27 protein-coding genes and 1 pseudogene are annotated in these 26,511 nt (G+C 71.5%); 13 read left to right on the forward strand and 15 right to left on the reverse strand.

Annotated features, from left to right (window positions below; translation table 11 throughout):
• The first annotated feature begins 302 nt into the window (after window positions 1-302).
• The 3 genes from SAVERM_RS34635 (at window position 303) to SAVERM_RS34645 (ending at window position 3,732) form a co-directional block, all read left to right on the forward strand.
• The gene (locus SAVERM_RS34635) at window positions 303-1,355 is read left to right on the forward strand and encodes a PP2C family protein-serine/threonine phosphatase (RefSeq protein WP_042493899.1); all 1,053 of its coding nucleotides are present in this window, start codon (window positions 303-305) and stop codon (window positions 1,353-1,355) included.
• Between the two features lie 336 nt (window positions 1,356-1,691).
• On the forward strand, window positions 1,692-3,032 hold the full coding sequence (locus SAVERM_RS34640) for an NsdA family TPR-like regulatory protein (protein ID WP_010988144.1): 1,341 nt from the start codon (window positions 1,692-1,694) through the stop codon (window positions 3,030-3,032).
• Between the two features lie 154 nt (window positions 3,033-3,186).
• Complete coding sequence (locus SAVERM_RS34645) at window positions 3,187-3,732, forward strand: NUDIX hydrolase (protein ID WP_010988145.1); 546 nt, start codon at window positions 3,187-3,189, stop codon at window positions 3,730-3,732.
• A 20-nt stretch (window positions 3,733-3,752) separates the two neighbouring features.
• Here the strand turns inward: SAVERM_RS34645 and SAVERM_RS34650 are convergent, their stop codons facing one another.
• Both SAVERM_RS34650 and SAVERM_RS34655 read right to left on the reverse strand, forming a co-directional pair.
• Window positions 3,753-4,010: a hypothetical protein gene (locus SAVERM_RS34650; RefSeq protein ID WP_037646499.1), complete on the reverse strand. Its 258-nt coding sequence runs from the start codon at window positions 4,008-4,010 to the stop codon at window positions 3,753-3,755.
• A gap of 221 nt (window positions 4,011-4,231) precedes the next feature.
• Window positions 4,232-5,092 carry a 3-hydroxybutyryl-CoA dehydrogenase gene (locus SAVERM_RS34655; protein ID WP_037646663.1) on the reverse strand — a complete coding sequence of 287 codons (861 nt, stop codon included), beginning with the start codon at window positions 5,090-5,092 and terminating at the stop codon, window positions 4,232-4,234.
• Between the two features lie 186 nt (window positions 5,093-5,278).
• Here SAVERM_RS34655 and SAVERM_RS34660 point away from each other — a divergent pair, with 186 nt between their 5' ends.
• Window positions 5,279-6,526: a glycoside hydrolase family 10-like protein gene (locus SAVERM_RS34660; protein ID WP_037646501.1), complete on the forward strand. Its 1,248-nt coding sequence runs from the start codon at window positions 5,279-5,281 to the stop codon at window positions 6,524-6,526.
• Window position 6,527: 1 nt separating this feature from the next.
• Here SAVERM_RS34660 and SAVERM_RS34665 read toward each other — a convergent pair whose 3' ends face one another.
• Both SAVERM_RS34665 and SAVERM_RS34670 read right to left on the reverse strand, forming a co-directional pair.
• Window positions 6,528-6,728: a DUF1918 domain-containing protein gene (locus tag SAVERM_RS34665; RefSeq protein ID WP_010988149.1), complete on the reverse strand. Its 201-nt coding sequence runs from the start codon at window positions 6,726-6,728 to the stop codon at window positions 6,528-6,530.
• A 104-nt stretch (window positions 6,729-6,832) separates the two neighbouring features.
• Window positions 6,833-7,852 carry a DMT family transporter gene (locus tag SAVERM_RS34670; protein WP_010988150.1) on the reverse strand — a complete coding sequence of 340 codons (1,020 nt, stop codon included), beginning with the start codon at window positions 7,850-7,852 and terminating at the stop codon, window positions 6,833-6,835.
• Here SAVERM_RS34670 and SAVERM_RS34675 point away from each other — a divergent pair.
• From SAVERM_RS34675 to SAVERM_RS34685, 3 genes are all read left to right on the forward strand, one after another.
• Window positions 7,851-9,284, forward strand: coding sequence for an aminotransferase-like domain-containing protein (locus SAVERM_RS34675; protein ID WP_037646504.1), 1,434 nt, complete (start codon window positions 7,851-7,853; stop codon window positions 9,282-9,284). The genes SAVERM_RS34670 and SAVERM_RS34675 overlap by 2 nt on opposite strands.
• Before the next feature lie 104 nt (window positions 9,285-9,388).
• Window positions 9,389-9,829: a GNAT family N-acetyltransferase gene (locus tag SAVERM_RS34680; RefSeq protein ID WP_010988152.1), complete on the forward strand. Its 441-nt coding sequence runs from the start codon at window positions 9,389-9,391 to the stop codon at window positions 9,827-9,829.
• 91 nt (window positions 9,830-9,920) lie between these two features.
• Complete coding sequence (locus SAVERM_RS34685; protein WP_010988153.1) at window positions 9,921-10,505, forward strand: histidine phosphatase family protein; 585 nt, start codon at window positions 9,921-9,923, stop codon at window positions 10,503-10,505.
• On the opposite strand, the gene SAVERM_RS34690 is transcribed toward SAVERM_RS34685, so the two are convergent.
• Window positions 10,502-10,972: a DUF6314 family protein gene (locus SAVERM_RS34690; RefSeq protein ID WP_010988154.1), complete on the reverse strand. Its 471-nt coding sequence runs from the start codon at window positions 10,970-10,972 to the stop codon at window positions 10,502-10,504. The two genes, SAVERM_RS34685 and SAVERM_RS34690, sit on opposite strands and share 4 nt — an antisense overlap.
• Before the next feature lie 317 nt (window positions 10,973-11,289).
• Here SAVERM_RS34690 and SAVERM_RS34695 point away from each other — a divergent pair, with 317 nt between their 5' ends.
• Complete coding sequence (locus SAVERM_RS34695; RefSeq protein WP_010988155.1) at window positions 11,290-13,422, forward strand: alpha-L-arabinofuranosidase C-terminal domain-containing protein; 2,133 nt, start codon at window positions 11,290-11,292, stop codon at window positions 13,420-13,422.
• On the opposite strand, the gene SAVERM_RS34700 is transcribed toward SAVERM_RS34695, so the two are convergent.
• From SAVERM_RS34700 to SAVERM_RS34725, 6 genes and pseudogenes are all read right to left on the reverse strand, one after another.
• Entirely contained in the window at window positions 13,409-13,846 is a 438-nt protein-coding gene (locus SAVERM_RS34700) for a carboxymuconolactone decarboxylase family protein (protein ID WP_010988156.1), read from the reverse strand. The two genes, SAVERM_RS34695 and SAVERM_RS34700, sit on opposite strands and share 14 nt — an antisense overlap.
• Complete coding sequence (locus SAVERM_RS34705) at window positions 13,843-14,262, reverse strand: MerR family transcriptional regulator (RefSeq protein ID WP_010988157.1); 420 nt, start codon at window positions 14,260-14,262, stop codon at window positions 13,843-13,845. Before SAVERM_RS34705 ends, SAVERM_RS34700 begins: the two co-directional genes overlap by 4 nt.
• A 190-nt stretch (window positions 14,263-14,452) precedes the next feature.
• Complete coding sequence (locus tag SAVERM_RS34710) at window positions 14,453-15,091, reverse strand: hypothetical protein (protein WP_010988158.1); 639 nt, start codon at window positions 15,089-15,091, stop codon at window positions 14,453-14,455.
• 62 nt (window positions 15,092-15,153) lie between these two features.
• On the reverse strand, window positions 15,154-16,353 hold the full coding sequence (locus SAVERM_RS34715) for an SMI1/KNR4 family protein (RefSeq protein ID WP_010988159.1): 1,200 nt from the start codon (window positions 16,351-16,353) through the stop codon (window positions 15,154-15,156).
• 182 nt (window positions 16,354-16,535) lie between these two features.
• Window positions 16,536-16,742: pseudogene (locus SAVERM_RS40665) on the reverse strand (SAM-dependent methyltransferase); the annotation flags it as partial.
• A gap of 114 nt (window positions 16,743-16,856) precedes the next feature.
• The gene (locus SAVERM_RS34725) at window positions 16,857-17,807 is read right to left on the reverse strand and encodes an NAD(P)H-binding protein (protein ID WP_306292881.1); all 951 of its coding nucleotides are present in this window, start codon (window positions 17,805-17,807) and stop codon (window positions 16,857-16,859) included.
• A gap of 170 nt (window positions 17,808-17,977) precedes the next feature.
• Between SAVERM_RS34725 and argC the strand changes: the two genes are divergently transcribed.
• From argC to SAVERM_RS34750, 5 genes are read left to right on the forward strand one after another with little or no spacing between them, the layout of a single operon-like run.
• Window positions 17,978-19,006, forward strand: coding sequence for an N-acetyl-gamma-glutamyl-phosphate reductase (gene argC / locus SAVERM_RS34730; RefSeq protein ID WP_010988162.1), 1,029 nt, complete (start codon window positions 17,978-17,980; stop codon window positions 19,004-19,006).
• The gene (argJ, locus tag SAVERM_RS34735; protein WP_010988163.1) at window positions 19,003-20,154 is read left to right on the forward strand and encodes a bifunctional glutamate N-acetyltransferase/amino-acid acetyltransferase ArgJ; all 1,152 of its coding nucleotides are present in this window, start codon (window positions 19,003-19,005) and stop codon (window positions 20,152-20,154) included. The genes argC and argJ overlap by 4 nt, the downstream gene beginning before the upstream one ends.
• Window positions 20,151-21,065 (forward strand): acetylglutamate kinase, encoded by a 915-nt coding sequence (gene argB / locus SAVERM_RS34740; RefSeq protein WP_010988164.1) that lies wholly within the window; start codon window positions 20,151-20,153, stop codon window positions 21,063-21,065. Before argJ ends, argB begins: the two co-directional genes overlap by 4 nt.
• Window positions 21,062-22,273, forward strand: coding sequence for an acetylornithine transaminase (locus SAVERM_RS34745; RefSeq protein ID WP_010988165.1), 1,212 nt, complete (start codon window positions 21,062-21,064; stop codon window positions 22,271-22,273). The genes argB and SAVERM_RS34745 overlap by 4 nt, the downstream gene beginning before the upstream one ends.
• Before the next feature lie 7 nt (window positions 22,274-22,280).
• On the forward strand, window positions 22,281-22,817 hold the full coding sequence (locus tag SAVERM_RS34750) for an arginine repressor (protein WP_010988166.1): 537 nt from the start codon (window positions 22,281-22,283) through the stop codon (window positions 22,815-22,817).
• A gap of 126 nt (window positions 22,818-22,943) precedes the next feature.
• Here SAVERM_RS34750 and SAVERM_RS34755 read toward each other — a convergent pair whose 3' ends face one another.
• From SAVERM_RS34755 to SAVERM_RS34770, 4 genes are all read right to left on the reverse strand, one after another.
• Window positions 22,944-23,744: an FAD:protein FMN transferase gene (locus SAVERM_RS34755; RefSeq protein WP_037646507.1), complete on the reverse strand. Its 801-nt coding sequence runs from the start codon at window positions 23,742-23,744 to the stop codon at window positions 22,944-22,946.
• A complete protein-coding gene (locus SAVERM_RS34760) occupies window positions 23,737-24,525 on the reverse strand; it encodes an FMN-binding protein (RefSeq protein WP_010988168.1) in 789 nt (262 codons plus the stop codon). Before SAVERM_RS34760 ends, SAVERM_RS34755 begins: the two co-directional genes overlap by 8 nt.
• 19 nt (window positions 24,526-24,544) lie before the next feature.
• Entirely contained in the window at window positions 24,545-25,882 is a 1,338-nt protein-coding gene (locus tag SAVERM_RS34765) for a ferredoxin reductase family protein (protein ID WP_042494615.1), read from the reverse strand.
• Between the two features lie 125 nt (window positions 25,883-26,007).
• Window positions 26,008-26,505: an FMN-binding protein gene (locus tag SAVERM_RS34770; protein ID WP_010988170.1), complete on the reverse strand. Its 498-nt coding sequence runs from the start codon at window positions 26,503-26,505 to the stop codon at window positions 26,008-26,010.
• Window positions 26,506-26,511 lie beyond the last annotated feature (6 nt).

A 26,511-nucleotide genomic window follows, 5' to 3' on the forward strand; every position in this document is an offset into this window, starting at 1 on the left:
GTGGCTCAGTGGCTCAGCGGCTCGGTGGCCCCGCGGCCCCCGACGGGCCCCTCGGCCACCTCACTCATTCGAGTGACGATTCCGGGCGATCTGGCCCGATCGGGGCATGCGGTCGAAAGAATCGGACCGGCCCCGGGGGACGAGGTGGAGCTCCGCGGGCCGCTTCTGCGCAGCTCAGGGCCTGATGGGGGGCCATCGGCATGATCCGTATCAAGGCTGGGGTTCCCTGCGGACCACGGCCCCGCGCTCGTCCCGGCGAAGGATTCAGGGCGGTCGTCGCCCGCGGGATCCCGCGTGACCGCATGCTCCGGCGCCGCTCGCGCCGGGAGTCCCGGCGTTTCCGGCGGGCGCTGTCGATAGCGCTGCCCACCGTCTGGGGCACGACGGCGATCACCTACAAACTGGCCTGCCCGCTCGCGCAGCAGAACGGGCTCGGCGCGCGGATCGTCACCAGCGCCGTGTTCTTCGCCGTCGGCACCGGGCTGATCCTTCAGGTCCGACACACACTGCTGCGGGAGTTGCGACAGGCCCGCAAGGTCGCGGGCGCCGCCCAGAGCGTGCTGCTGCGGCCGCTGCCGTCGCGGATCGGCGGGCTGAACATCGCGGCGGCCCAGCTCTCCGCCGACCGCGGCGCCACCGTCGGCGGCGATCTGTACGAGGTGATCGCCACCGAGCACGGCGTACGCGTGGTGATAGGCGATGTACGGGGGCACGGGCTGGCGGCCATCGGGACGGTCGCCGCCGTCCTCGGCAGCTTCCGCGAGGCGGTGCACGACGAGGCCGAACTCGCCGGTGTCCTCCAACGGCTCGAACGGGCCATGGTCCGGCATCTGCGGGAGCGGGCCAGAGCCGAGCCCCCCTCGGCGGGCCCGGATCCGGACAGCCTGGTCGCCGAGGAGTTCGTCACCGTGCTGCTGCTGGAGATCCGCCACGACGGGGAGGTGTACGCCCTCAACTGCGGGCACCCCTGGCCGTATCTCCTCAGCGGCAGCCGGGTGGAACTGCTCGCGCGCGCCGAACCCCTGCCCCCGCTCGGACCGTTCCCGCTGCCCGCCGAGCTGCCGTCCACCAGCTGTGGCCCGCTTCAGCCCGGGGAGGCGCTGTTCCTGCACACCGACGGCGCCGAGGACGCGCGCGATGCCCGTGGCCGGTTCTTTCCGCTGGCCGCCGTCCTCGGCGAGGTCGTGCGGATCCCGGCGGTGTCGCCGCAGGCCGTCCTGAAGGCCGTCTTCGCCGGGCTTCTGCGCCACACCGGCGGCAGACCGTCGGACGACGTGGCCCTGCTGGTCCTGCACAACGACCCGCACCGCACCTCCACGACGGCGAACCACCCGATGGCTCACCACGTGCAGTAGGAACGCGACGTACCCGCACCCGCAGCCGACCCGCCCGACCGACGCCCCAGCCGACGACCCGCAGTTCCCCGGCTCCCCCGGCGGAGCCCGCCGGGGGAGCCGTCCGCCCCGCCACGGAGTGTCGGGCAGGCAGCCGGGCGGACGGCGCGGTATCGGGCCGCCGCACTGTACGAGGGGGAGCCGGCGGCCCGGCCGGCCTCTTACGAGGCATTTCAGTCAAGCGGTCGGAAACTCTCCGCAACAGCGCGCGCACAGCCCGGATTCGAGCACTCCGTTCACACCCCGTGCGAAGGCGGACGCACTACTCTGTCGGCACCGAGCCACCGGAGGGCATTCATGCAGCCCAACACTCTGCTCGACGCGATCCTCGACGAGGCCGGGATCTCCCACGCGGGACTCGCCGCGCACGTCAACCAGGTGGGGAGGGCGCGTGGTGTTGCCCTCAGGTACGAACACACCGCCGTGGCACGGTGGTTGAAGGGCCAGCGGCCGCGCGGCCAGGTGCCCGACCTGATCTGCGAAGTGCTCGCGGCCAGGCTGCACCGCCCGGTGACGCTCGACGACATCGGCCTCGGCGTTCCCGGTGAACCGTCCGCCCCCCACGCTTCCACGCTCTCCGGCTTCGTCGAGCGGGCCACCGCCCTGTGGCGCTCCGACGAACAGCAGCGCCCGCACATCCTCGGCGCCCCCGCCGTCACCGGAACGCCTGCCGTGATGCCGGTCTGGGAGTGGGAGAACCCGCCCGAGGACGTGGACGTCTCGCGCGGCGGCCGGCACCGGGTCAGGATGGCCGACATCGAGATGCTGCGCGCGGCCCGCGCCCACTACGAGCAGATGTACCGCAAGGCGGGCGGCATAGCGACCCGCACCCGCATCGTCGGCTTCCTCAACTCCGAGACGGCACCCTTACTGCGCGGCAGTTACACCGACGCCACCGGCCGTCAACTGCACCGGGCCACCGGCGGCCTGGTGGCCATCGCGGGCATCTGCGCGTACGACTCCGACGCCCACGGCCTCGCCCAGCGCTACTTCCACCAGGCACTCCGGCTGGCGAAGGCCAGCGGGGACCGGGGACTCGGCGCCTATGTCATAGCCCTGCTGGTCAACCAGTCGCTGTTCATGCGCGAACACCGGCAGGCCGTCGCCTTCGCCGAGGCCGCGCTGCGCGCCGCGGGCAAGCACATCACTCCCGCGCTCGCCTCCGACCTCTACGCGATGCAGGCCAAGGCGTACGCGCACCTCGGCGACGGTACGAGCGCGCTGTCCTGCATCCGGCGGGCCGAGCAGGCGGCCGAGCGCATCCGGCGCGGCTACGAGCCCGACGAGACCGGTTATGTCCAGCCCGGCCTGGTCAACGTCCAGGTGGCGGAGGCGCTGCTCAGCCTCGGCGACCTGGTGGCGGCGGGCGAGCACGCGGCGGCCGCCGTCGACACCCCCGCCCATGACCGGGGGCGGGTGCACCGGCTCGCGATGCTCAGTCAGATCGAGCTCCGCCAGGGCAACGCCGACAAGGCGGTCGCCACGGCGGTCGAAATGGCGGAACAGGCGCGCGGGATGGAGTCCCAGCGCCTGCGCGACAGACTGCGGGCGGTACGCGAACATCTGGCGCGCAGCGGCTGCGCGGGCACGGCCGAGGCCGCCGAACTGATCGACGGGGCACTGCGCGTACCGCTGTAGACGAACCGGCCCCACCCCCTGCGGGGGAACCCCGCCCCCCTCGGGGCGCGGGCGACTGCGCCTGCCGCTGCGCTGCGAGCGCGCCGCTGTGAGCCTGCTGAGTGGACGCTCCTGCTGCGATATTGCCACTTACTCGGCGGAAGGTGGCAGAACCGTGCAGTGGACGAAACAGAACGAACAAACTGTGTATGAAAACCGCTGGTTCAGCGTCAATCTCGCGGATGTCGAGCTGCCGGACGGCCGGCACCTCGATCACTTCTTGATACGGCTGCGGCCCGTCGCCGTGGCCACCGTCGTGAATGAGGCCAACGAAGTGCTGCTCCTGTGGCGGCACCGCTTCATCACCGACAGCTGGGGGTGGGAGCTCGCGGCGGGCGTCGTCGAGGACGGCGAGGACATCGCCGTGGCGGCGGCCCGTGAACTCGAGGAGGAGACCGGCTGGCGACCGGGACCCCTGCGCCATCTGATGAGCGTCGAGCCCTCCAACGGGCTCACCGACGCCCGGCACCACATCTTCTGGGCCGACGAAGGCGTGTACACCGGGCACCCTGTGGACGACTTCGAGTCGGACCGTCGGGAGTGGGTTCCCCTCAAGCTCGTACCCGACATGGTCGCCCGGGGCGAGGTCCCGGCCGCCAATATGGCGGCCGCGCTGCTCCTCCTGCATCATCTGAGGCTCGGGCAGGACGCTTTGCCCTGATATCACCGCGTCCTCGGGCCTCAGTGGCCCAGAGCCTGCCAGACCGCCACGGCGAGCGCGCCCACGGCCGTGATGGCCGCGACCGCGGGCAGTGGCCAGCGGGTGTGTTCCAGTGTGACGACCCGTGTGCTCAGGTCGTCGACATCCTTGGCGGTCTGTTCCGCGCGATGGCTGAGCAGAGCCAGCCCTCCCTCGACGCGGGCATGTGCCACATCGAGGCGACGGCGTAACTCTGCGACTTCTCCGTGGACCACGGGATGCTCGGGGTCGGCGGTCACGTGTCCGCTCCTTTCCGTAGTCGTCACATCCCTTGTGTACGCACGGAAAGTCAACTCGCCTGGTGGACGTGTGGGGAGCGTGTGCGAGCGGCATATGCGGGCCCGGCGCGCACACGGTGTGTGAATGGCGCGGGCCCGGCACCACTTTTCGGTGCCGGGCCCGTGGCGGCCTGGGCCTCACGCTGCGCAGTCGGGCGCGGGTCGTCCCGGCGCGTACGGGGTCAGGCGTAGGAGTAGAAGCCCGAGCCCGACTTCCGGCCCAGCCGGCCCGCGTCCACCATGCGCTGGAGCAGCGGGGGAGCGGCGTACAGCGGTTCCTTGTACTCCTCGTACATCGACGACGCGACCGAGGCCACCGTGTCCAGGCCGATCAGGTCGGACAGCTTGAGCGGGCCCATCGGATGGGCGCAGCCCAGCTCCATGCCGTTGTCGATGTCCTCACGGCTGGCGATGCCCGACTCGAACATCCGGATCGCGGAGAGCAGATACGGGATGAGGAGGGCGTTGACCACGAAGCCGGAGCGGTCCTGGGCGCGGATCGCGTGCTTGCCGAGGATCTTCTCGACGAGCCCCTGCGCGCGGCTGAGGGTGCCCTCGGAGGTGGTGAGGGCCGGGATCAGCTCGACGAGCTTCTGCACCGGGGCCGGGTTGAAGAAGTGGATGCCGATGACCTGGTCGGGGCGCGAGGTGGCGACGGCGAGCTTCACCAGCGGGATCGAGGAGGTGTTGGAGGCGAGGATCGCGTCTGGCCGGGTCACCACCTGGTCGAGCACCTGGAAGATCTCCGTCTTCACCTGCTCGTTCTCGACGACGGCCTCGATCACCAGATCGCGGTCCGCGAACTCGCCGAGGTCGGTGGTGAAGCTGAGCCGGGCCTGCGTCGCGTCCCGCTCCTCCTCGGAGATCTTGCCGCGCTCGGCCGCCTTGGACAGCGAGTTGAACAGACGGGTCCGGCCGATCTCCAGGGCCTCGCCGGTGGTCTCGGCGACCTTGACGTCAAGACCGGCGCGGGCGCACACCTCGGCGATGCCCGCTCCCATCTGGCCGCAGCCGACCACTCCGACGCGTTCGATGTCGGTCACATCGTCCCTTTCGCTGATCATCGGGCTGGCAGGGCCCCCGTTGTTCGGTGCCTGCCCCGATCGTGCACGTTACCCCCGAAGGGACGGTGATCGATCACCCGGGGCGGGCATGCTGGACAGGGAGACGATCCGTGACCGCGCGGATCCGCACGGTGGCGCGGGGCCGCGGCGGGGAGGGGTGTGCAGATGGGGCGACTGTCACGTCGGGCGTTCGCGATGGCCGCGCTGACGACTCTCGGGACGGCGGGCGACCTGGCGGCCGCGCCACGGGGCGGCCCGGCGGCCCCGCCGGGCCGGCGGCGCGCGGCCGGCGAGCTGCGGGGCATGTGGCTGGCGACCGTCGCGAACCGCGACTGGCCCTCCCGCACCGGGCTCACCCCGGCCGAGCAGCGCGCCGAACTGCTGGCCCACCTCGACACCGCGGTCCGTCGCCGGCTGAACGCGGTGTTCTTCCAGGTCCGCCCCACCGCCGACGCGCTGTGGCCCTCGCCGTACGAGCCCTGGTCCCAGTACCTGACCGGCACCCAGGGAAAGGACCCCGGCTGGGACCCGCTCGGCACGGCCGTCGCGGAGGCCCATGCGCGGGGCCTGGAGCTGCACGCCTGGTTCAACCCGTACCGGATCGCCAACCACACGGACCCGGCCAGGCTGGTCGCCTCGCACCCCGCCCGGCTGCACCCCGACTGGGCCGTGCCGTACGGCGGGAAGCTCTACTACAACCCCGGGCTGCCCGAGGTCCGCGCCTTCGTCCAGGACGCGATGCTCGACGCGGTGCGTCGATACCGGGTCGACGGCGTGCACTTCGACGACTACTTCTACCCGTATCCGGTCGCGGGCCAGACCTTCGACGACGACGCGGCGTACGCGGCCCACGGCGCGGACTTCCCGGACCGGGCCTCCTGGCGGCGCCACAACATCGACCGGCTCGTGAGCGAGACCGCGGCCCTGATCCGGAAGGTGCGGCCCGCCGCACGGTTCGGGATCAGCCCCTTCGGGGTGTGGCGCAACGCCGCGACGGACCCCCTGGGCTCGGACACACGGGCGGGCGTGCAGACGTACGACGATCTGTACGCCGACACCCGCACCTGGGTACGGGAGTGCTGGATCGACTACATCTGCCCGCAGGTCTACTGGAACATCGGCTTCGCCGCGGCCGACTACGCGAAGCTCGTGCCCTGGTGGGCGGCGGTCGCCAAGGGCACCGGCGTACGGCTGTACGTCGGCGAGGCCCTGTACAAGGCCGGGGACCCGGCGCAGCCCGCCGCCTGGCAGGACCCGGTCGAACTCTCCCGGCACCTCACCCTCGCCAAGGGTTACCCGCAGGTGCGCGGGCATGTCTTCTTCTCGGCCAAGGAGGTCGCGGCGGACCGGATCGGCGCGCTGGCACGCGTGGTCGCCGACCACTATCAGCAGCCGGCGAAACCTCCACGCTGAACTAGAGCGACCCGAGGGGCTTGGGGTGACGGATTTCGGAGTCCGGGCCCGGTGAACACACTGCCTCGTGCCCGTCCTGGAAGCGGACGCGGTACGGGGGAGTGCCCTCGGCGCCCATTACTTCGACGATCTCTGCGATCTTGTCGTGCTGCCCGACGACCCTGCCGTGCTGCACGAGCTGGTCGCCCTCAGTCGCATGCATCTGAAGGGCCTCCTCGTCATGTGCCTCGTCATGTGCGGGAGTAGCGGTCAGTCACCGCCAGTCTACGGCTGCCCGCCTCGGTTGCCCCGGGCCGTGCATGCCGCTCAGCCTCGCGCTCGCTGGGTGACCGCGATGCAGACCAGTACGGCCGCGGCCGTCAGCGGGGCGGCCGGTGTGAGGTGCTCGCCGAGGAGCAGTACCGACCACACCAGTGTGAGCAGCGGCTGGGCCAACTGCAACTGGCTGGCCTTCGGAATGCCGATCGCGGCCATACCGCGGTACCAGACGACCAGCCCCAAAAACTGCGAACCCGCCGCCACCCACAGCAGCCCGGCGACACTGTGTGCCGCCAGCTGTACCGGCTCGTACGCCAGGGCGACCAGCGCGCCCGGCACCGAGAGCGGCAGGCACAGCACCAGGGCCCAGCCGATGACCTGCCAGCCGGGCATCACCCGGGCGAGCCGGCCGCCCTCGGTGTAGCCCGCCGCGCAGACCAGCAGCGCCCCGAAGAGGTAGGCGTCCGCGCTGGTCAGGGCGCCGCCGCTCTGCTGCACGGTGAACGCGATGACGGCGGCGGCGCCGGAGAGGGCCGCGATCCAGAAGGTGCGGGAAGGGCGTGCGCCGGTGCGCAGCGCCGAGAACAAGGCAGTCGTCAAAGGCAGCAGCCCGACGACCACGGCCGCGTGCGAGGTGGTGGCCGTCTCCAACGCGAGCGTCGTCAGCAGCGGGAAGCCGAGCACGACGCCCGCGGCGACGACGGCGAGGCCCGCCCAGTGCCGCCGGGCGGGCAGCGGTACGCGCAGCGCCAGCAGACAGCCACCCGCGATGACCGCGGCCAGCAGGCTGCGCACGGTGACGAGCGACCAGGGGCCGAAGCCCTCCAGGCCCCAGGCGGTGGCGGGAAAGGTGAGGGAGAAGGCGGTGACTCCGAGAGCGGCCTGGAGCGTGCCGGAGCGGTGGGGGAGGGAAGCGGGGCCCGCGCCGGTGGTGTCCCGTGGGAGGGAAGCGGGATCCACGCCGGTGGTGTCCCGCGGAAGGGCCGCGGGGTGCGTGTGCGCCGTGCTCCTGGGCTGGGTGGGCACCGCTATCGGGGTATCGGCAGTAGCGCTATCCTGTGCTCTCATGCAAGAGCGTAGCAGCGTCGGTGATCTGGCAAATCGTCTGCGGACGGACCTGAACCGCTACTCTCCCGGTGAGAAGCTGCCGTCGAGCCGGGCGCTCGTCGAGCGATTCCGGGTGAGTCCCGTGACCGTCTCGCGGGCCCTGGCGCAACTGGTCGCCGAGGGCTTGGTGATCACGCGGCCGGGCGCCGGGGCCTTCCGGGCCGAGCCGCGGCGGGCCCCCGCCACCGTGGGGGACACCGCCTGGCAGGAGGTCGCCCTCAGCGCCGACGCCGCCGCCGAACTCGTGCCGCGCACCGTCGACGCCTCCGGCGTGCTCGTCTCGCTCGCCGCACCACCGGCCGGGGTCGTCGAGTTCAACGGCGGCTATCTGCACCCCTCCCTCCAGCCCGAGCGGGCGATGGGCGCGGCGCTGTCCCGGGCCGGGCGGCGCCCCGGGGTGTGGGCGCGGCCGCCCGTGGAGGGGCTCGGGGACCTGCGCGAGTGGTTCGCGCGGGGCATCGGCGGCGCGATCACCGCGGCCGAGGTACTGATCGCGGCGGGCGGTCAGTCGGCGCTGACCACCGCCCTGCGCGCACTGGCCCCGCCCGGCGCCCCGGTCCTGGTCGAATCACCCACGTACCCCGGCATGCTGGCGATCGCCCGCGCGGCCGGGCAGCGGCCGGTGCCCGTCCCCGTGGACGCCGACGGGGTGAAACCCGCCCTGCTCGCCGACGCGTTCCGGGCGACGGGTGCGCGCGTCTTCGTCTGCCAGCCGCTGTTCCAGAATCCGACGGGCGCCGTCCTCGCACCCGAGCGCCGTGGTGAGGTGCTGCGGATCGCGCGCGACGCCGGGGCGTTCGTGGTCGAGGACGACTTCGTACGACACCTGGTGCACGAGGACGCCGGGCCGCTGCCGCCGCCGCTGGCCGCGGAGGACCCCGACGGGGTTGTCGTACACGTCCGTTCGCTGACCAAGGTGACCTCGCCCAGCTTCCGGGTGAGCGCGCTGGCCGCGCGCGGACCGGTCCTCGAGCGGCTGCGCGCCATCCAGGTCGTCGACACCTTCTTCGTGCCGCGCCCGCTCCAGGAGGCCGCGCTCGAACTCGTCGGATCCCCGGCCTGGCCCCGCCATCTGCGCTCCGTCGGCGTCGAGTTGAGGAACCGTCGGGACACGATGACCGCCGCACTGCGCCTGCACCTGCCCGAACTCGCCCTGCCGCACATCCCGTCCGGCGGCTACCACCTGTGGCTGCGGCTGCCCGACGGCGCGGACGAGCCCTCCGTGGTCGCGGGGGCCCTGCGCGCGGGCGTGGCGGTCACGCCCGGCCGCCCCTACTTCAGCGCCGAACCCCCCGCCGCCCACCTGCGGTTGAGCTTCGCGGGGGTCGCGGGAACGGGAGAGATCACGGAGGGGGTGCGCAGGCTGCGTACCGCGTGTGACGCGGTCCTCTGAGGCAGCGGCACCAGCCGCGGCATCGCACCCGCCCCCGACGACGGCCCCGTCCACCAGGCGAAAACCGATCGACGCACCGCACGTCCGCCTGCGAACCTCCCGGCATGACTGACGCACAACGCCTGCCCGGCGGCTACGAACTCTCCACCGACCCCGCCCGGATCGACCTCGACCGTGTCCACGGCTGGCTGTCGGCCGACGCGTACTGGGCGATCGGGCGGCCCCGCGAGAAGCAGGAGCGCGCGGTGGCCGGCTCGCTCAACTTCGGGGTGTACGCGGCGGCTTCGGGCGAACAGGTGGCGTACGCGCGCGTGGTGACCGACCGGGCGACGTTCGCGTGGCTCTGCGACGTCTACGTCGACCCCTCGGTACGCGGCAAGGGGATCGGCACCGCGCTGGTCGGCGGCGTACGCGCACACCTCGAACCCCTCGGGCTGCGGCGCGTCCTGCTCGCCACCGAGGACGCGCACGGCGTCTACGCGAAGCTCGGCTTCAAGCCGCTCGACACGCCGGGCCACTGGATGGCGCTCGCGTTCGAACAGTAGACCGGGCGAGCCGTGTGACCTCGTGGATACCCTTGGTAACTCCTGAGTAACACCTCTTGACCTGCGCACTTGTGAGCATCACGATCGCCGCATGCATCTTCGGGTCACATTCGTCGCCACCGCGCGCAGCTCCTCGCTGCTCGCGGAGCGCTTCGAGGAGGACCGGCCGCTGGACCAGGCCGGCTGGGACGCGGTGCAGCGGGCCGCCGCTGAGCTGGTGCCGCTGGCGGCCGCCGAGCTGCGCTACTGCTCGCCGTCCCCGGGCAGCCGGGCGACCGGTGACGCGCTCGGCTATGCCCCGCTCGCCCAGCTCGCGCTGCGCGACTGCGACATGGGCCGGTGGCGCGGTCTGACGCTGGGCGAGGCGATGGCCCGTGAGCCGTCGGCGGTCGACGCCTGGCTCGCGGATCCGCGCTCCGCTCCGCACGGCGGTGAGCCGCTGATGTCCTTCGTCTCCCGGGTGGGGCAGTGGCTCGACACCCGGCCCGCGGACGACGGCAGCCAGATCGTCGCCGTGGCGGAGCCGTCGGTGGTGCGGGCGGCCCTGGTCCACGCGCTGCGGGCCCATCCGTCGACGTACTGGAACATCGACGTCCGCCCGTTGTCGACGGTCACGCTCATCGGCGCCAACGGGCGCTGGAACCTCCGGCTGGAGGCCGGACTCCAGCGCGTCTAGACGGTCGCGCGCCCAGTCGGTTCTTCGCGCGCGTAGTCGGTCGTGAGGATCAGGTCCTTGGCCGGTCCGCCGACCCGCCACACCGTCCGCCAGCGGTCCTCGGCGTACACGGTGAACTCGCCGCGGTAGAGGTCCGCGGCGCACGGGTGGTCGGCGACATGGTGCCCGGTGGTCAGGTCGAGGACGTGGAAGGGGCGCCCGTCACCGAACCGTACGTCCGACATGCCGAGGGTCTCCCCGGGCAGGAACCACAGCGTTCGCTCGGCCGGTCTCGCGGCGCCCTGCCACACGAACGTCCCGGACTCCTGATGCAGCAGCCCGCCGCCGCCGTCCTCCAGGGGTGAGAAGACGGTCGTCCCGGTGAAGTGCCCTTCGGCCCCGCCCGCGAGATCCCGCACGGTGCGCTCCACGCGCCAGCTTCCCGTCAGATACCCCAGGGCATCGGCCACCGGCCAGAACTCACCCATCGGCTCCCTTCCTTCGTACGGCGGTTTGACCCTACCGGGCCGGGTGCGAGCGCCGACGGCGCAGGCGGCGCCGGGGCCTTGGGCCCGGCCGGGCGCTGTGCCCGTGGCTCGGCCGCCACATGCCGTCCGGCGACTCGACGGGGGCCGACCACGGCCAGACAGCCGGCGAAGGCCAGGTACGGCGGCAGCGCATCCACGGGGAGGGCCCTGTGTCCGACCCATTGACGCACTCCAGCCCCCTGCCTATCTTGCCGTTCGATGTACTGATCGCAGTTCGAAATATCGAACCTCAGACCCTACAGAGCCGCGGAGTATCCATGTCACCCACCCGCACCCGCTGGAGACTCGGACTCACAGCCGCCGCGTTACTGGTGGCCTCGGTCGGCGTTCCCGCGCCCGCCCACGCCGAAGACATCACCGACTACGCGATCGCCGTCGATCCCAAGGGATCGGGGGCGAAGATCGACGACACCATGTACGGGGTGTTCTTCGAGGACATCAACAGGGCCGCCGACGGCGGGCTCTACGCGGAACTCGTGCAGAACAGGTCGTTCGAGTACGCGACCGCCGACAACACGTCGTACACCCCGCTCACCTCCTGGAACACCTCCGGTACCGCGGACGTCGTCAGCGACGACGGACGGCTCAATGCCCGCAACCGCAGCTATCTGGCCCTCGGCGGCGACTCCTCGGTCACCAACTCCGGCTACAACACCGGCATCGCGGTCGAGAGCGGCAAGGTCTACGACTTCTCCGTCTGGGCCCGCGCCGACCAGGCCGACCCCCTCAGCGTGACCCTGCACGACACGGACGGTGACTTGGCCCGGGCCCGCCGCGTCACCGTGCGCGGCGGCTGGGCCAAGTACACGGCCAGGTTCACCGCCGGCCGCACCAGCACCACCGGCCGGCTCACCGTCGCCGCCGCCGGCGCCGTCGCGCTCGACATGGTCTCGCTCATCCCTCATGACACCTACATGGGGCACGGGCTGCGCAAGGACCTCGCCGAGAAGATCGCCGCCCTGCACCCCGGCTTCGTCCGCTTCCCCGGCGGCTGTCTCGTCAACACCGGTTCGATGAGGGGATACGACGAGGCGTCGGGGTACGAGCGCAAGCGGTCGTACCAGTGGAAGGACACCATCGGACCCGTCGAGCAGCGCGCCACCAACGCCAACTTCTGGGGCTACAACCAGAGTTACGGGCTCGGCTACTACGAGTACTTCCAGTTCGCCGAGGACACGGGCGCGATGCCGCTGCCCGTGGTGCCCGCCCTCGTCACCGGCTGCGGCCAGAACAAGGCCGTCGACGACGACGCTCTCCTCGAGCGCCACATCCAGGACACGCTGGACCTCATCGAGTTCGCCAACGGCCCGGTGACCAGCGAATGGGGCAGGAAGCGCGCCAGGATGGGCCATCCCGAGCCCTTCCACCTCACCCACCTCGAGGTGGGCAACGAGGAGAACCTCCCCGACGAGTTCTTCGCCCGCTTCACGCGGTTCCGGGCCGCCATCGAGGCGAAGTACCCCGACGTCACGGTCATCTCCAACGCCGGCCCGGACGACAGCGGTCCGACCTTCGACACCGCCTGGAAGCTCAACCGTGACGCGGACGTCGACATGGTCGACGAGCACTACTACAACAGCCCCCAGTGGTTCCTCCAGAACAACGACCGCTACGACGCGTACGACAGGAACGGCCCCAAGGTGTTTCTCGGCGAGTACGCGTCGGGCGGCAACACCTTCAAGAACGCCCTGGCCGAAGCCGCGTACATGACCGGTCTGGAGCGCAACGCGGACGTCGTCAAGCTGGCCTCGTACGCACCGCTGCTCGCCAACGAGGACTATGTGCAGTGGCGCCCCGACATGATCTGGTTCGACAACCACGCCTCCTGGGGCTCCGCCGACTACGAGGTCCAGAAGCTCTTCATGACGAATACCGGCGACCGGGTCGTGCCCAGCACCGCGAGCGGCACGCCCGCCCTGAGCGGGCCGATCTCCGGTGCGGTCGGCCTGTCGACGTGGGCGACCACCGCCGCGTACGACGATGTGCGGGTCACCGGCGAGGACGGGACCACGCTGCTCGGCGACGACTTCAGCGGTGACGCCTCGCGGTGGACGCACACGGGCGGCGGAAGCTGGAGCGTCGAGGACGGGCAGTACGTGCAGAGCGACGTGGCCGCCGAGAACACCATGGTCTCGGCGGGCGACCCGGCCTGGCACGACTACGACCTGCGGGTGAAGGCCACCAAGAAGTCCGGCAAGGAGGGCTTCCTCGTCGCGTTCGGCGTCAAGGACACCGGCACCTACACGCTCGTCGCCGCGCCCGACGCGGTGAACTCGCGGACGGCGACGCCTGTCGCACCGGTGACGTCCGTCTTGGAGGGGGTGGCCGACAGGTTCACGTATACCTTCCCGGCCAACTCCGTGACGTTCCTGCGGATCAGGCAGAGGTAGCCGCGGCGGCCGTGGGCTGCTGTCCGGCGGGCGGCAGCCCACGCTCGGCGAAGACCTTCTTCGCGACGAGGGAGGCGTTCATCGCCTTGGGTATGCCGCAGTACACCGCCGAGTGCAGCAGCGCCTCGACGATCTCGTCCGGCGAAAGGCCCACGTTCAGCGCCGCGTTGACGTGCACCTCCAGCTGAACCTCACAGCCGCCGAGCGCGGTGAGCATGCCGAGCGTCACCAACTGGCGGTCGCGCGGGGCGAGTCCGGGGCGGTCGTAGATGTCGCCGAAGGCCCAGGAGACGATCTGGTGGCCCAGTTCGGGATTGATGTCGCCCAAGGCGGCGACGACGCGCTCCCCGGCCTCGCCGTCGACCTGCTTCAGGACCCGCAGGCCGTGCTCGAAGCGCTCTTCGCGGGTGGTGGCGTCGCTCATGTCGGTTCTCCTGGTTCCGGCTGGCCGAGCAGCCGTTCATAGTGGTCGATCTTGTCGTCGAGGGCGGCCGCGTTGCGGCGCAGGGCGCGGATGCGCTCCGCCAGCTCGGCGCGGTGCTCGCGGAGCATCACGAGCCGGTCCGGGACCGTGGCGTCGCCCCGCGAGCGCAGCAGCGCGAACCGCTGCATGTCCGCGATCGACATGCCCGTCTCGCGCAGCCGGAGCAGAAACTCCAGCCAGGCCAGGTCCGCCGCCTCGTAACGGCGTTGGTTGCCGGTGGTCCGGCCGACCCGTTCGATCAGACCGGCCTTCTCGTAGTAGCGCAGTGTGTCGTGCGACAGGCCGGTGCGCTCGACGACCTGAGCGATCGTGAGGGTCGGTTCCCGGTGGAGCGGGAGGGGCTGTCCGCTGGTCATGACAACAACGGTAGAACCTGGAGCGCACTCCAGGTCAAGCGCGGACGGCGACCACTTCCGAAGTGGCCCTGAGCTGCGCGGACCGCACCGCCGCGGCGAACCGGCGTGCCGGTGGGCGCGGGTGCCGTGGCGGAGGCCGCCCTGTGATCGACGACCGGTCCACTGATCGCCGACTGACGCCGGACAGGCCCTAGAGCGCCGGCGGTGCCGGCGGCATCGGCGGTGCCCAGGCCGGCTGCGCCCCGAAGGGCGGCAGGGACGTGAACCGCGGGTCGAACGTCACGGTGGGCGTGATCCGGCGCAGCGCGTCGCGCACCAGTGTGAGCGGATGGTCCGGGAAGTGCGCGTCCCACTCCTCGTGGTCGGCGACGTGGTACGGCAGGGCGCCCTGGAGGTCGTACGCGTACGGATGGGGCCTGAAGTAGGCGGCCGGGCCGACCTGGTTCAGCACGACGGCCTCGCGCATCCCGGTCGTGGCCCCCTCCCCGGCCTGCACCTTGACGACCGTGCTGCAACCAGCCTTCGGTATCGTCCAGGAGCCGAGGAAGACCTGGCCGTGACCGTCCGGCCGGCGCACCTTGATCAGCTGCCGGACGGCCGGCACACCGGCCACGTCGCCGGTCACCGCTTCGATCAGACCGGCACCGGCCCGTGCGGCGCCCTCCGCGAGGCCGCGCCGCAGCCGGTCCGGTTCGTGGAGCGGGGCCGGCAGGTCCGGGACGAGGGGGAAGAAGTGCAGCGACAGGACGAGTCCCCGCTCGTCGGTCCAGAGATCCGCCTCCCGCTGGGTGAAGCCCGCCGTATTGATGCCTGTGATCGGTGTGCCCATGGGCTCATCATCGCGTCCGGCCAACGGAGTTCGGCACGCGGGGGAGCGCTGCACGGGGCTCCTCACCAGTAGGCCCGGTCGTCCCAGGACTCGAAGCGGGCGAACTCGACCGGGTCGTCGTCCTCGTCCAGACCGGCCAGGCCCGGCGCGGTGAGCAGACCGCGCTGCCAGGCGACCAGGGTGTCGACCAGGCCGCTCTCCAGGCGCGGCCCCTGCGGCGCGTGGCGCGGCCAGACGATCAGGGGCCAGGTGTCCGGGTCCGGGCCCTCGGCCAGCCAGCCGAGGTAGTCGCCGTCGATGGAACAGGCGAACGGGAGGAAACCGCCCGGCTCGGGCCAAGCGGGCAGCGGATACTGCTCCGGGTAGCTCTCCCTGTGCTTCCGATACCCGCCCGTGGTCTGCTCGATGTGCGTGCGAAAGCGCCGCTCGCCGGTCCGCAGCGGGGTGAGGAAGCGCAGCCACTCGCTCCAGCAGCCCGCGCCGTACTCGTCCATCAGCGTCACGTACTCCCGCGGCAGCCGTGTGCCCAGCTCCGCGAAGAGGGACGCCCACCGACCGCCGCCGAGATACGGCGTCGCGGGCGGCGGGCAGAGCAGCCGCAGCGCAGCGAGGCCGGCGCCGGTCTCCAGCGCGACACGGCGCTGCGTCTCGGTGAGGCGGGGCGCGGTCCGCGCGGGCGGGGTCCAAGGCGCGGCCGTCGGCAGGAACGCGGTGCGGGCGACGGATCCGGGCAGAGGGCCGATCAAGGGGCCCGGCGGCGAAGGGAGTTCCCAGGTGTCGCGGACCGTGTGCCGCAGATAGGCGCCGAGGGTGAGGTCGTACGGGTGCCAGTTCCGCAGTCCGCTGCCCGGCACGGACCCGGAGTGCCGGACGACCACGGTCCACCGGTCGGGGTCGTCGGAACTCGACGTGTCCCAGAAGAAGACGTCGCTGCCCCGGCTGCACCCCCAGGCGAGCAGCCCGCCGGGCGCGGGATGGACGGCGTACCGCTCGTCTTCCGGGAGGTCGCGCAACTCGATGCGCGCCGCGCGGTGCTTCTCGCGCAGCCAGTCCCCGTAGTCGAACCGTCCTTCCTCGGCACAGGGACCGTGGATCCACACGTACTCACCGAAGTCCATGGGCCCGTGGCGGTCGATCAGCCGCTTGTACTCGCCCGGCAGGCGCAGCCCGAGCCACTTCTCGACCGCCGCCCAGTCGACGGCGAGGGGCACCGGCGGCCGCTCGGCGTGCGGTGCGGTGAAGTCGGCCAGGTCCTGGGTCACGGGTGGTCCTCCGGGGGTGAGCGGGCGGGGCGCACGACGATTGTCCCGCCGGCCCGCGTCCGGAGCGTGCGGCCGTCGTTGCCGCATCCCGCTACCAGCTCCGCCGCCGAATCCCGTTGAGATGCCGCCGTACGTCGGGGAGAGTCTGTGGGCATGGAGTGTCGGTGGCGATCACCGTCCGAGGGGCCGAACCGCTCGGCCGGCCCGAGGGGTACGGACGGACCACCGGCGCCGATCTTCCGGCACCGCATGCCGGCACCGATCCCGAGCTGGTCGACGTGCCGGAAAGTCACCGGATCGAACAACTCGCTGAGGGCGTCGAACCGGATCCCCGCCTCCGCGTGCCGGTTGTCCAGCAGGCAGCCCTGATCCGCGCCGTGCTCGGGCATCTGGCGATTCTGCTTGGCCAAGGGCTTGCCGGGTGCCCTCCGCGACGACATCCGCCTGCAATGGTCAGGCCACGGCGCAGGACACGCTGGACAGCGCTCGGAGAGGGAAGGGCTTCAGGGGCTGAAGAGGCTGAGGTTGTCCCGGACGTAATCGGCCACCCCTGAAGGAGGCCGCCCGGTGACCTGCTCGACCCCTTCCGCCTTGCGGTCGTATCGATTCTCCGCATGAAGGCGAGCCATGGTGGAGATGTGCTGGAAGACGTGATCGGGCAGCCCCAGCGGCCTGAGATCGTCGTCGATCCATTCCTGCAAGGGGATGTCGGCGTACCTGACCGGTCGGCCCAGAACTGTGGAGACCTCCGCCGCCATGGCGGCGATGTCCTCCGAGCGCGGGCCGGTCAGCTCATAGATCCTGCCGATGTGCGGGGCCGGGTCGGCCAGGATCTCCTCCACGACCGCGGCGACGTCGCCGGCCGCCACAGGGGAGGACTTCGCCCGGCCGAAGGGCAATCTGATGGTTCCGTACTTCGCGATCGAGGAGAAGCCGACACGGAACAGCGGGTTTTCCATGAACACGGTGGGCCTGACCTGGACAACGGGCAGGCCCGACCAGTCGAGGACCTGCTCCGCCAGCCACTGCTGCCGTTGCTGCACGGACTCGGAGGTGCTGGTGAGGTCCATCTCGGAGACAGTCAGCTGCGACATGTTCACGAACACTTCCAGGCGCCCGTACGCACGCGCGACGGCCGCCGCCGTCACGGCAGCCTCCAGATACTGCGCCGAGACACTCATGCCGAAGTACATGCGTGCGCAGCCGGCCAGGGCGTCGGCGACATCGCCTGCGCGCGTCAGGTCTCCGATGACGACCTCGGCGCCGGTCGCGCGCAGCGCCTGTGCCCGCTCGTCGTCGCGACGCACCATGGCCCGGACGGGCAGGTCCCGTTGTCGAAGGCCTTCGACAACGGATCGTCCGACGGCACCGACGCTGCCCGCCGCGCCCGTCACCAGAACGGGCGGCACACCGGCTCCGGGATGTGGTTCACATGGGCAGCCTGCGGTGCGCACAGCCAGGGCGCAACCGGAACCAGACGAGCGCCGGCGCAGCGCCACCCCCGCGCCCGCCGCGAGCGCGGGGGTGGCGCTGCGCCGGCACTCGGTCGTTCCGCATACCGATCCATGGGATTGCATAAACGTGCAGCGAAACGTATAGTCATGCCATCCAAGAGGAGGGTTCCATGGCGGTACGAGTGGCAGTGGCCGGAGCAAGTGGGTACGCGGGCGGAGAAGCGCTGCGGCTGCTCCTCGCGCACCCCGAGGTCGAGATCGGCGCCCTGACCGGAAACTCCAACGCCGGCCAGAAGCTCGGCGCGCTGCAGCCGCACCTGCTGCCGCTCGCCGACCGGGTGCTCCAGGAGACCTCCCCCGACGTGCTCGCCGGGCACGACGTCGTCTTCCTCGCGCTGCCGCACGGCCAGTCCGCCGCCGTCGCCGAACAGCTCGGCCCGGACGTCCTCGTCGTGGACATGGGTGCCGACTTCCGGCTCAGGAACCCCGCCGACTGGGAGAAGTTCTACGGCTCCCCGCACGCCGGGACCTGGCCCTACGGGCTCCCGGAGCTGCCGGGCGGCCGCGCCGCGCTGGAGGGGTCCAAGCGCATCGCGGTGCCCGGCTGCTACCCGACGGCCGTCTCGCTCGCGCTCTTCCCCGCGTACGCGGCCGCACTCGCCGAACCGGAGGCCGTGATCGTCGCCGCCTCCGGCACCTCCGGCGCGGGCAAGGCGGCCAAGCCGCACCTGCTGGGCAGCGAGGTCATGGGCTCCATGTCCCCGTACGGCGTCGGCGGCGTCCACCGCCACACCCCCGAGATGATCCAGAACCTCGGCGCGGCCGCCGGCGAGCCCGTCTCCGTCTCCTTCACGCCGACCCTCGCGCCGATGCCCCGCGGCATCCTCGCCACCTGCACCGCGAAGGCCAGGGCCGGCGTCACCGCCGAGTCCGTACGGGCCGCGTACGAGAAGGCCTTCGCCGACGAACCGTTTGTGCACCTGCTCCCCGAGGGGCAGTGGCCCGCCACGGCGTCCGTCTACGGTTCCAACGCCGTTCAGGTCCAGGTCGCGTACGACGCGGCCGCACAGCGGATCATCGCGATCAGCGCCATCGACAACCTCACCAAGGGCACCGCGGGCGGCGCCCTCCAGAGCATGAACATAGCCCTCGGGCTCCCCGAGGAGCTGGGCCTTTCCACGATCGGAGTCGCACCGTGAGCGTCACCGCTGCCCAGGGCTTCACCGCCTCCGGCATCGCAGCAGGCATCAAGGAGAACGGCAATCCCGACCTGGCCCTCGTGGTCAACAACGGGCCCCGTCTCGCCGCCGCGGGCGTCTTCACCTCCAACCGTGTGAAGGCCGCGCCGGTCCTGTGGTCCGAGCAGGTGCTGAAGGGCGGCGTCGTCTCCGCCGTCGTCCTCAACTCCGGTGGCGCCAACGCCTGTACGGGCCCCAAGGGCTTCCAGGACACGCACGCCACCGCCGAGAAGGTCGCCGAGACGCTGGACCTGAACGCCGGTGAGGTCGCCGTCGCTTCCACCGGGCTCATCGGCGTACTCCTGCCGATGGACAAGCTCCTGCCGGGAGTCGAGCGGGCCGTCGCCGGGCTGTCCGAGCACGGTGGCGAGAAGGCGGCCATCGCCATCAAGACCACCGACACCGTGCACAAGACGTCCGTCGTGACGAAGGACGGCTGGACCGTCGGCGGCATGGCCAAGGGCGCCGGCATGCTCGCCCCCGGCCTCGCCACCATGCTCGTCGTCCTCACCACGGACGCCGACCTCGACCGCGACGCACTCGACCGGGCCCTGCGCGCCGCCACCCGCACCACCTTCGACCGCGTCGACTCCGACGGCTGCATGTCCACCAACGACACCGTTCTGCTGCTCGCCTCCGGGGCCTCCGAAGTCACCCCGAAGCAGGAGGAGTTCGCGGAGGCCGTCCGTGCGGTCTGCGACGACCTCGGCCAGCAGCTCATCCAGGACGCCGAGGGCGCCAGCAAGGACATCAAGGTCGAGGTCGTGGGCGCCGCGACGGAGGACGACGCCGTCGAGGTGGGCCGCTCCATCGCCCGCAACAACCTCCTGAAGTGCGCCATCCACGGCGAGGACCCCAACTGGGGACGCGTCCTCTCTGCGATCGGCACGACCCGGGCCGCCTTCGAGCCCGACCAGCTGAACGTCGCCATCAACGGCGTCTGGGTCTGCAAGAAGGGCGGCGTCGGCGAGGACCGCGACCTCGTCGACATGCGCTACCGCGAGGTCCACATCGTCGCCGACCTCGCCGCCGGCACCGAGACCGCCACCATCTGGACCAACGACCTCACCGCGGACTACGTCCACGAGAACAGCGCCTACTCCTCATGAGCCACGGACCCACGCGGAAACACACCGCCCTTCCCAAAGCCCAGATCCTCATCGAAGCGCTGCCCTGGCTGACCCGGCACAACGGCAAGACCGTCGTCGTCAAGTTCGGCGGCAACGCGATGATCGACGAGGAGCTGAAGGCGGCGTTCGCGCAGGACATCGTGTTCCTGCACCACGCCGGTCTGAAGCCCGTCGTCGTGCACGGCGGGGGCCCGCAGATCAGCGCGGCCCTGGACCGGCACGGCATCGTCAGCGAGTTCAAGGCGGGCCTCAGGGTGACCACCGAGGACGCCATGGACGTCGTACGCATGGTGCTCGCCGGGCAGGTGCAGCGCGAGCTGGTCGGGCTGCTCAACCAGCACGGACCGCTCGCCGTCGGACTCACCGGCGAGGACGCGCACACCATCACCGCCACCAAGCACCAGCCCGAGATCGACGGGGAACTCGTCGACATCGGGCGGGTGGGCGAGATCACCGAGATCGACACGGGCGCGATCGAGGCACTGCTCGCCGACGGCCGGATCCCGGTCGTCTCCTCGATCGCCCGCTCCCAGGACGACGGACATGTCTACAACGTCAATGCTGATACGGCGGCTGCGGCACTCGCTGCGGCATTGGGCGCCGAAACCCTCATGGTCCTCACGGACGTCGAGGGCCTCTACGAGGACTGGCCCGACAGCGACGAGGTGATCAGTCGCCTCACCGCCTCCGAACTGGAGAAGCTGCTGCCCGAGCTGGCCAGCGGCATGGTGCCGAAGATGGAGGGCTGTCTGCACGCCGTACGCAACGGCGTCACCACGGCCCGCGTCATCGACGGCCGGGTCCAGCACTCGATCCTGCTGGAGATCTTCACCGACGAAGGCATCGGCACGATGGTCGTGCCGGACGAGGAAGAGGGGGATGCCGTATGACCGGCACCGCGACCAACGCCGAGCTGACCGAGCGGTGGCAGGGCGCCCTCATGAACAACTACGGCACCCCGCGCCTGCCCCTCGTCCGCGGCGCGGGCACCAGGCTGTGGGACGCCGACGGCAAGGAGTACCTGGACTTCGTCGGCGGCATCGCGGTCAACGCCCTCGGCCACGCCCACCCCGCGATCGTCGAAGCGGTCAGCACGCAGATCGCCTCGCTCGGCCATGTCTCCAACCTCTTCGTCGCCGAGCCGCCCGTCGCGCTCGCCGAACGGCTGCTCCAGCTCTTCGGGCGCGACGGCCGGGTCTACTTCTGCAACTCCGGGGCCGAGGCCAACGAGGCCGCCTTCAAGATCGGGCGGCTGACCGGGCGGTCCCACATGGTCGCCACCCAGGGCGGCTTCCACGGCCGCACCATGGGCGCGCTCGCCCTCACGGGCCAGCCCGGCAAGCAGGAGCCGTTCCTGCCGTTGCCCGGCGACGTCACGCACGTCCCGTACGGCGACGCGCAGGCCCTGGCCGCCGCGGTCACCGAGGAGACGGCCCTGGTCGTCATCGAACCGATCCAGGGCGAGAACGGGGTCGTGGTCCCGCCCGCCGGCTATCTGAAGGCCGCCCGGGCGATCACCGCCGCCACCGGGTCCCTCCTCGTCCTCGACGAGGTGCAGACCGGCATCGGCCGTACCGGGCACTGGTTCGAGTACCAGGCCCACGAGGGCGTCCTGCCCGACGTCGTCACGCTCGCGAAGGGACTCGGCGGCGGGCTGCCGCTCGGCGCGACCGTCGCCTTCGGACGCGCCGCCGAGCTGCTTCAGCCGGGCCACCACGGCACCACCTTCGGCGGCAACCCGATCGCCTGCGCGGCCGGACTCGCCGTCCTCGAGACCATCCAGGCCGAGGGCCTGCTGGAGAACGTGAAGTCCGCGAGCGAGAAGCTGCGCGACGGAATCGAGTCGCTGGGCCACCCGTTGATCGCCCACGTCCGGGGCTCGGGCCTCCTCCTGGGTATCGTGCTCACCGAGCCGCTCGCGCCCCAGGCGCAGCAGGCGGCTCAGGACGCCGGTTTCCTGGTGAACGCGCCCGCCCCCGATGTCGTACGGCTGATGCCGCCGCTGAACCTCGGCGACGACGAGGTGGACGCTTTCCTCCGGGCGCTTCCCGGCGTCCTCGACGCGGTCACCAACGGGGACGGACGAGCCAAAGAATGAGACGACGATGAGTCAGGCGCAGGAGAACGAGCACGCAGGGCCTGCCGTGCCGCAGACCCGCACCGCACGCCACCGCCGGATCGTGGACATCCTCAACCGGCAACCGGTGCGTTCCCAGAGCCAGTTGGCGAAGCTCCTCGCCGACGACGGGCTGAGCGTCACCCAGGCGACGCTCTCCCGGGACCTGGACGAGCTGAACGCGGTGAAGATCCGCAACAACGACGGCGACCTCATCTACGCGGTACCGAGCGAGGGCGGCTTCCGCACCCCGCGGGTGCCGCTGGGGGAGTCGGCGAAGGAAGAGCGGATGCGGAGGCTCTCCGCGGAGCTGCTGATCTCCGCGGAGGCCTCGGCCAACCTCGTCGTTCTGCGTACTCCGCCGGGGGCCGCGCAGTTCCTCGCCTCGGCGATCGACCAGGCCGAGCTGCACGACATCCTCGGGACGATCGCCGGGGACGACACGTTGCTGCTGATCAGCCGTGAACCGACGGGTGGGCAGGCGTTGGCCGATCACCTGTTGCGGTTGGCTCAGAACCATCATTGAGGTGGACGACGGTGGAGGCGCGACCCCGGTCGGGGTCGCGCCTCCACCGATGTACGTCGCGTTCTGGCCGCGGGCCGGATGTGGCCGGTCGCGTGGTTCCCCGCGCCCCCGGAAGGGACGCTCCGGTCAGCCGAGCCGTTGAGCGAGGCCCCCGGTGCACCGCACCTCGTCGCCCGCCGTGATGAGCAGTGCCTCCACGTCCGGCAGCGACTCCAGCCAGGCCAGCGCCTCCCGCGAGCCCATCGCGAAGGCAGCCGTCGCCCAGGAGTCCGCCCAGGTCAGCCGGGGTCCCACCACGGTCACGGCGACCAGGTCGGTGACCGCGGACCGCCCGGTGCGCGGATCCACGATGTGCGCACCGCGCTCGGCGGTCCCGGAGGTGGCCACGGCCAGCTCCGGGACCCCGGCGGCGGAGACCACGGCGGCCAGTGCTCCCGGGCGCAGCGGGTCCGACACGCCGACCCGCCACGGCCGGTGCGGCCCGGGGACGCCGTACAGCTGGACGTCACCGCCGCCGTTGACGCTCACTCCGCTCGCCCCGGCCGCCACGAGGTGCCGGGCCGCCCGCTCGACCGCCCAGCCCTTCACGATCCCGGTCGGATCGAGACGTCCTTCGTACCTCGTACTGAACCAGCCCTCGCTGACCCGCTCCGCCTCGGCGCCCAGACCGAGCACCTCGGCGACCTCCGGATCGCACTCCTCGACGGTCAGCTCACCGCGGGCGAGCCGGGAGATCTGGCTCTGCTCGCGATAGGTGCTGAACACCTCGTCCACCCGGTGGAGCCCGGCGACCGCCTCCTCCAGCGCGGTCCCCACGGCCTGGGGGTCGCCGCCGCGCACGTCGAAGGAGACGACGGTGCCCATGACCTCCTCGGCGTGACGCAGGGCGGGCGGGCCCTGAGCCGGCCCGTCGGCCGGCTCAGCCACCGGCCTTGTCCAGGGCCGACTGCAGGGACTGCTTGTAGCCGTCGCTGGTGTAGGTGGCGCCCGAGACGGTGTCGATGTCGGCGCTGCCGGCCGCGACCGCTTCCTGGTTGAGCCTGGGCACGGCCAGCTCGGTCTTCTGGCTGCTGGTCCCGCCGCTGGGCGCCTGCACGGCCTCGGCCTTGCTGATCTTCCCGCCGCTCACGGTGACACGCACCTGGACGGGCCCGTACTGGGTCTTGACCACACTCCCGGTGACCGTCTTGGCCTGGGTGGACGATCCGCCGCCCGTCGGGGAGGGCGACGCGGACGACGCCCCGCCGCCGGTGGCCTTGGCCTTGTCCAGCGCGGACTGCAGGGACTGCTTGTAGCCGTCGCTGGTGTAGGTGGCGCCCGAGACGGCGTCGATGTCGGCGCTGCCGGCCGCGACCGCTTCCTGGTTGAGCCTGGGCACGGCCAGCTCGGTCTTCTGGCTGCTGGTCCCGCCGCTGGGCGCCTGCACGGCCTCGGCCTTGCTGATCTTCCCGCCGCTCATGGTCAGGCGCACCTGGACGGGCCCGTACTGGGTCTTGACCACGTCTCCGGTGACCGTGCCGGACTGAGCGGCCGCGGCACCGCCCTGGGCCGATTCCTGGGCCGCGGCCGTCTGCTGCGGTGCCGCGCCGCCCGCCGCCGACGCGGACGCCGGATCGGACGCCGGCTTCAGCGACAGCAGCAGCACGATCCCGGACACGGTGGCGGCGGTGGCGAGCATGACACGCCGAATGGGGTGGCTCTTCTTCATCGCTCCTGACTCCCGTCGCTCACATCTCGAACGACTCGTGATGGATGCGGCGGGCGGGGACCCCCGCGCCGCGCAGTGCTTCGAACACCTGCTGCGCGAAGCCGGGCGGCCCGCACATGAAGACGTCGTGATCGTCGATGTCCGGCAGCTTCCGGGTCAGGGTCTCCGCCGAGATGTCCGGGCGCTCCCCTTCCGGGCTGTTGACCGCGTACATCAGCCGGGCGCCGCGCTCCTCGGCGATCGTCGCCAGCTCGTCCCACAGGGCCAGGTCCTGGGTGGTGTTGGCCCGGTAGAGCAGCGTGAGGTCGCCGGCCGCGCCGGGCAGTGTCTCGAACAGCGCCCGCATCGGCGTGATGCCGACGCCGCCGGCCACCAGCAGCACCTTGCCGCGGCTGCGCTTGTCCGCGGTCAACGCGCCGTAGGGGCCCTCGGCCCACACGCGGGTGCCGGGCTCCAGTTCGCGCAGCGCGGAGCTGTGGTCGCCGATCGCCTTCACCGTGATGCGCAGCATGTTGGGGCGGGGCGCCGCCGACAGCGAGTACGGGTGCGAGCTGAACCGCATGCCCGGCGCGAGGAAGCGCCAGCGGAAGAACTGCCCGGCCTCCGCGCCCATGCGGTGCAGCTTCCGCCCGCTGATCAGCACCGACACGACGCCGGGCGTCTCCTCGATCACGGCCTCGACCCGCATGCGGTGACGCAGGTTCAGCCGGATCGGCGCGAGGATGCGGTACCAGATCACCAGCGCGGTCACCGACCCGTACAGCGCGTACCAGGCGGTCTTCGCGGCCGGCTGGACGGCGAAGTCGTTGCCGGTGGACAGCTGGTGCCAGAACGTCAGGAACACGGCCGCGTAGGTGAGCAGGTGGATGTGGTACCAGGCGTCGTACGGCATCCTGCGGCGGATCCCGCCGATCGAGATCAGCCCGATGAACACCAGCAGACCGGTGCCGATCGCGGCCTGGCCCATGTCCGGCAGTTGGTTGATGGAGTCGATGGTCTGCTGGACGATGTCGTTGAACGTCTTGCCGGCCTGGAGCGCGTACCCCCACATCGTCAGGACGAGGTGGGCGAGGACCAGGCAGAGCGTGTACCGGCCGCTCATGGCGTGCCAGCGCGCGACCCGGTCGGAGCCGACCCGGCGCTCCAGCGCGGGCACCCGCGCCATCTGGAGCACGACGAGGGCCATCAGATAGCCGGCGAGCAGACCGGTGATCCGTCCCGCGTTGAGGATCTTGCTGTTGTCGTCCGCGATGGACGGGGTGTTGCTCCACCACAGCCAGATGACCCCGGCCGCGCCCGCCCAGACGGCGAGCAGCAGCGGGACGGCGGGTGAGCGGCGCGGGCGGATGCGGCGCATGGTCTGGCGCCGCGCGGCGCGACCACCGGCGATCGTGGACACGGTTTCCTCCGTGGTCGTCCGTGGGGACGGGGCGAGGGGAGTGGCCCCCTGGCCCAGAGATACGGTCCACGACGCCCGTGCGTTCAGAGGCCCGCCGAGTCCAGTGCCGACTGGAGTGATTGCCTGTATCCGTCGCTCGTGTACGTGGCACCGGAGACGGAGTCGATCTGCGCGCTCTGCGCGGCCAGCGCCTCACGCCTGAGCTGGGGGATCGCGTAGCTGTTGATCTCCCGGTCCTTCGGGTTCTCCTGGGGACAGGCGACCGCGGTCACCTCGGTGATCACGCCGTTCCGCACCGTGACACGCACCTGGACGGGGCCCCAGCGGGTCTGGACCGTGTCACCGGTCACGGTCCTGGTGCCCGTGCTCTTCGTGCCGCCGGAGGAGCCTCCGGAGGAACCGCCGGGAGAGCTGCCGGAGGACTGGGACTGGGACTGGGACTGGCCGGACGGCGAGGACGCCTGGGCCACGGCCGGTGGCGTGTGCGGCTTCAGCGAGAGCAGCAGGACGACACCGGTGACCGTACCGGCGGCCGCCAGCGTCACCCGGCGCAGCGGACGGTTCTTCTTCAGGGCGTGCACGACGGC

It is taken from the genome of Streptomyces avermitilis MA-4680 = NBRC 14893 (genome assembly GCF_000009765.2).
Classification (GTDB): Bacteria; Actinomycetota; Actinomycetes; order Streptomycetales; family Streptomycetaceae; genus Streptomyces; species Streptomyces avermitilis.

What these genes read in the sequence shown, in the direction of transcription:
- SAVERM_RS34745 (WP_010988165.1), top strand. Translation starts at nt 21,062, where the DNA reads ATGACCGGCACCGCGACCAACGCCGAGCTGACCGAGCGGTGGCAGGGC.
- SAVERM_RS34660 (WP_037646501.1), top strand. Translation starts at nt 5,279, where the DNA reads ATGGGGCGACTGTCACGTCGGGCGTTCGCGATGGCCGCGCTGACGACT.
- argC (WP_010988162.1), top strand. Translation starts at nt 17,978, where the DNA reads ATGGCGGTACGAGTGGCAGTGGCCGGAGCAAGTGGGTACGCGGGCGGA.
- SAVERM_RS34710 (WP_010988158.1), bottom strand. Translation starts at nt 15,091, where the DNA reads ATGGGCACACCGATCACAGGCATCAATACGGCGGGCTTCACCCAGCGG.
- SAVERM_RS34670 (WP_010988150.1), bottom strand. Translation starts at nt 7,852, where the DNA reads ATGAGAGCACAGGATAGCGCTACTGCCGATACCCCGATAGCGGTGCCC.
- SAVERM_RS34665 (WP_010988149.1), bottom strand. Translation starts at nt 6,728, where the DNA reads ATGCATGCGACTGAGGGCGACCAGCTCGTGCAGCACGGCAGGGTCGTC.
- argB (WP_010988164.1), top strand. Translation starts at nt 20,151, where the DNA reads ATGAGCCACGGACCCACGCGGAAACACACCGCCCTTCCCAAAGCCCAG.
- SAVERM_RS34765 (WP_042494615.1), bottom strand. Translation starts at nt 25,882, where the DNA reads ATGCGCCGCATCCGCCCGCGCCGCTCACCCGCCGTCCCGCTGCTGCTC.
- SAVERM_RS34695 (WP_010988155.1), top strand. Translation starts at nt 11,290, where the DNA reads ATGTCACCCACCCGCACCCGCTGGAGACTCGGACTCACAGCCGCCGCG.
- SAVERM_RS34760 (WP_010988168.1), bottom strand. Translation starts at nt 24,525, where the DNA reads ATGAAGAAGAGCCACCCCATTCGGCGTGTCATGCTCGCCACCGCCGCC.
- SAVERM_RS34690 (WP_010988154.1), bottom strand. Translation starts at nt 10,972, where the DNA reads ATGGGTGAGTTCTGGCCGGTGGCCGATGCCCTGGGGTATCTGACGGGA.
- SAVERM_RS34640 (WP_010988144.1), top strand. Translation starts at nt 1,692, where the DNA reads ATGCAGCCCAACACTCTGCTCGACGCGATCCTCGACGAGGCCGGGATC.
- SAVERM_RS34705 (WP_010988157.1), bottom strand. Translation starts at nt 14,262, where the DNA reads ATGACCAGCGGACAGCCCCTCCCGCTCCACCGGGAACCGACCCTCACG.
- SAVERM_RS34700 (WP_010988156.1), bottom strand. Translation starts at nt 13,846, where the DNA reads ATGAGCGACGCCACCACCCGCGAAGAGCGCTTCGAGCACGGCCTGCGG.
- SAVERM_RS34680 (WP_010988152.1), top strand. Translation starts at nt 9,389, where the DNA reads ATGACTGACGCACAACGCCTGCCCGGCGGCTACGAACTCTCCACCGAC.
- SAVERM_RS34675 (WP_037646504.1), top strand. Translation starts at nt 7,851, where the DNA reads ATGCAAGAGCGTAGCAGCGTCGGTGATCTGGCAAATCGTCTGCGGACG.
- SAVERM_RS34685 (WP_010988153.1), top strand. Translation starts at nt 9,921, where the DNA reads ATGCATCTTCGGGTCACATTCGTCGCCACCGCGCGCAGCTCCTCGCTG.
- SAVERM_RS34635 (WP_042493899.1), top strand. Translation starts at nt 303, where the DNA reads ATGCTCCGGCGCCGCTCGCGCCGGGAGTCCCGGCGTTTCCGGCGGGCG.
- SAVERM_RS34750 (WP_010988166.1), top strand. Translation starts at nt 22,281, where the DNA reads ATGAGTCAGGCGCAGGAGAACGAGCACGCAGGGCCTGCCGTGCCGCAG.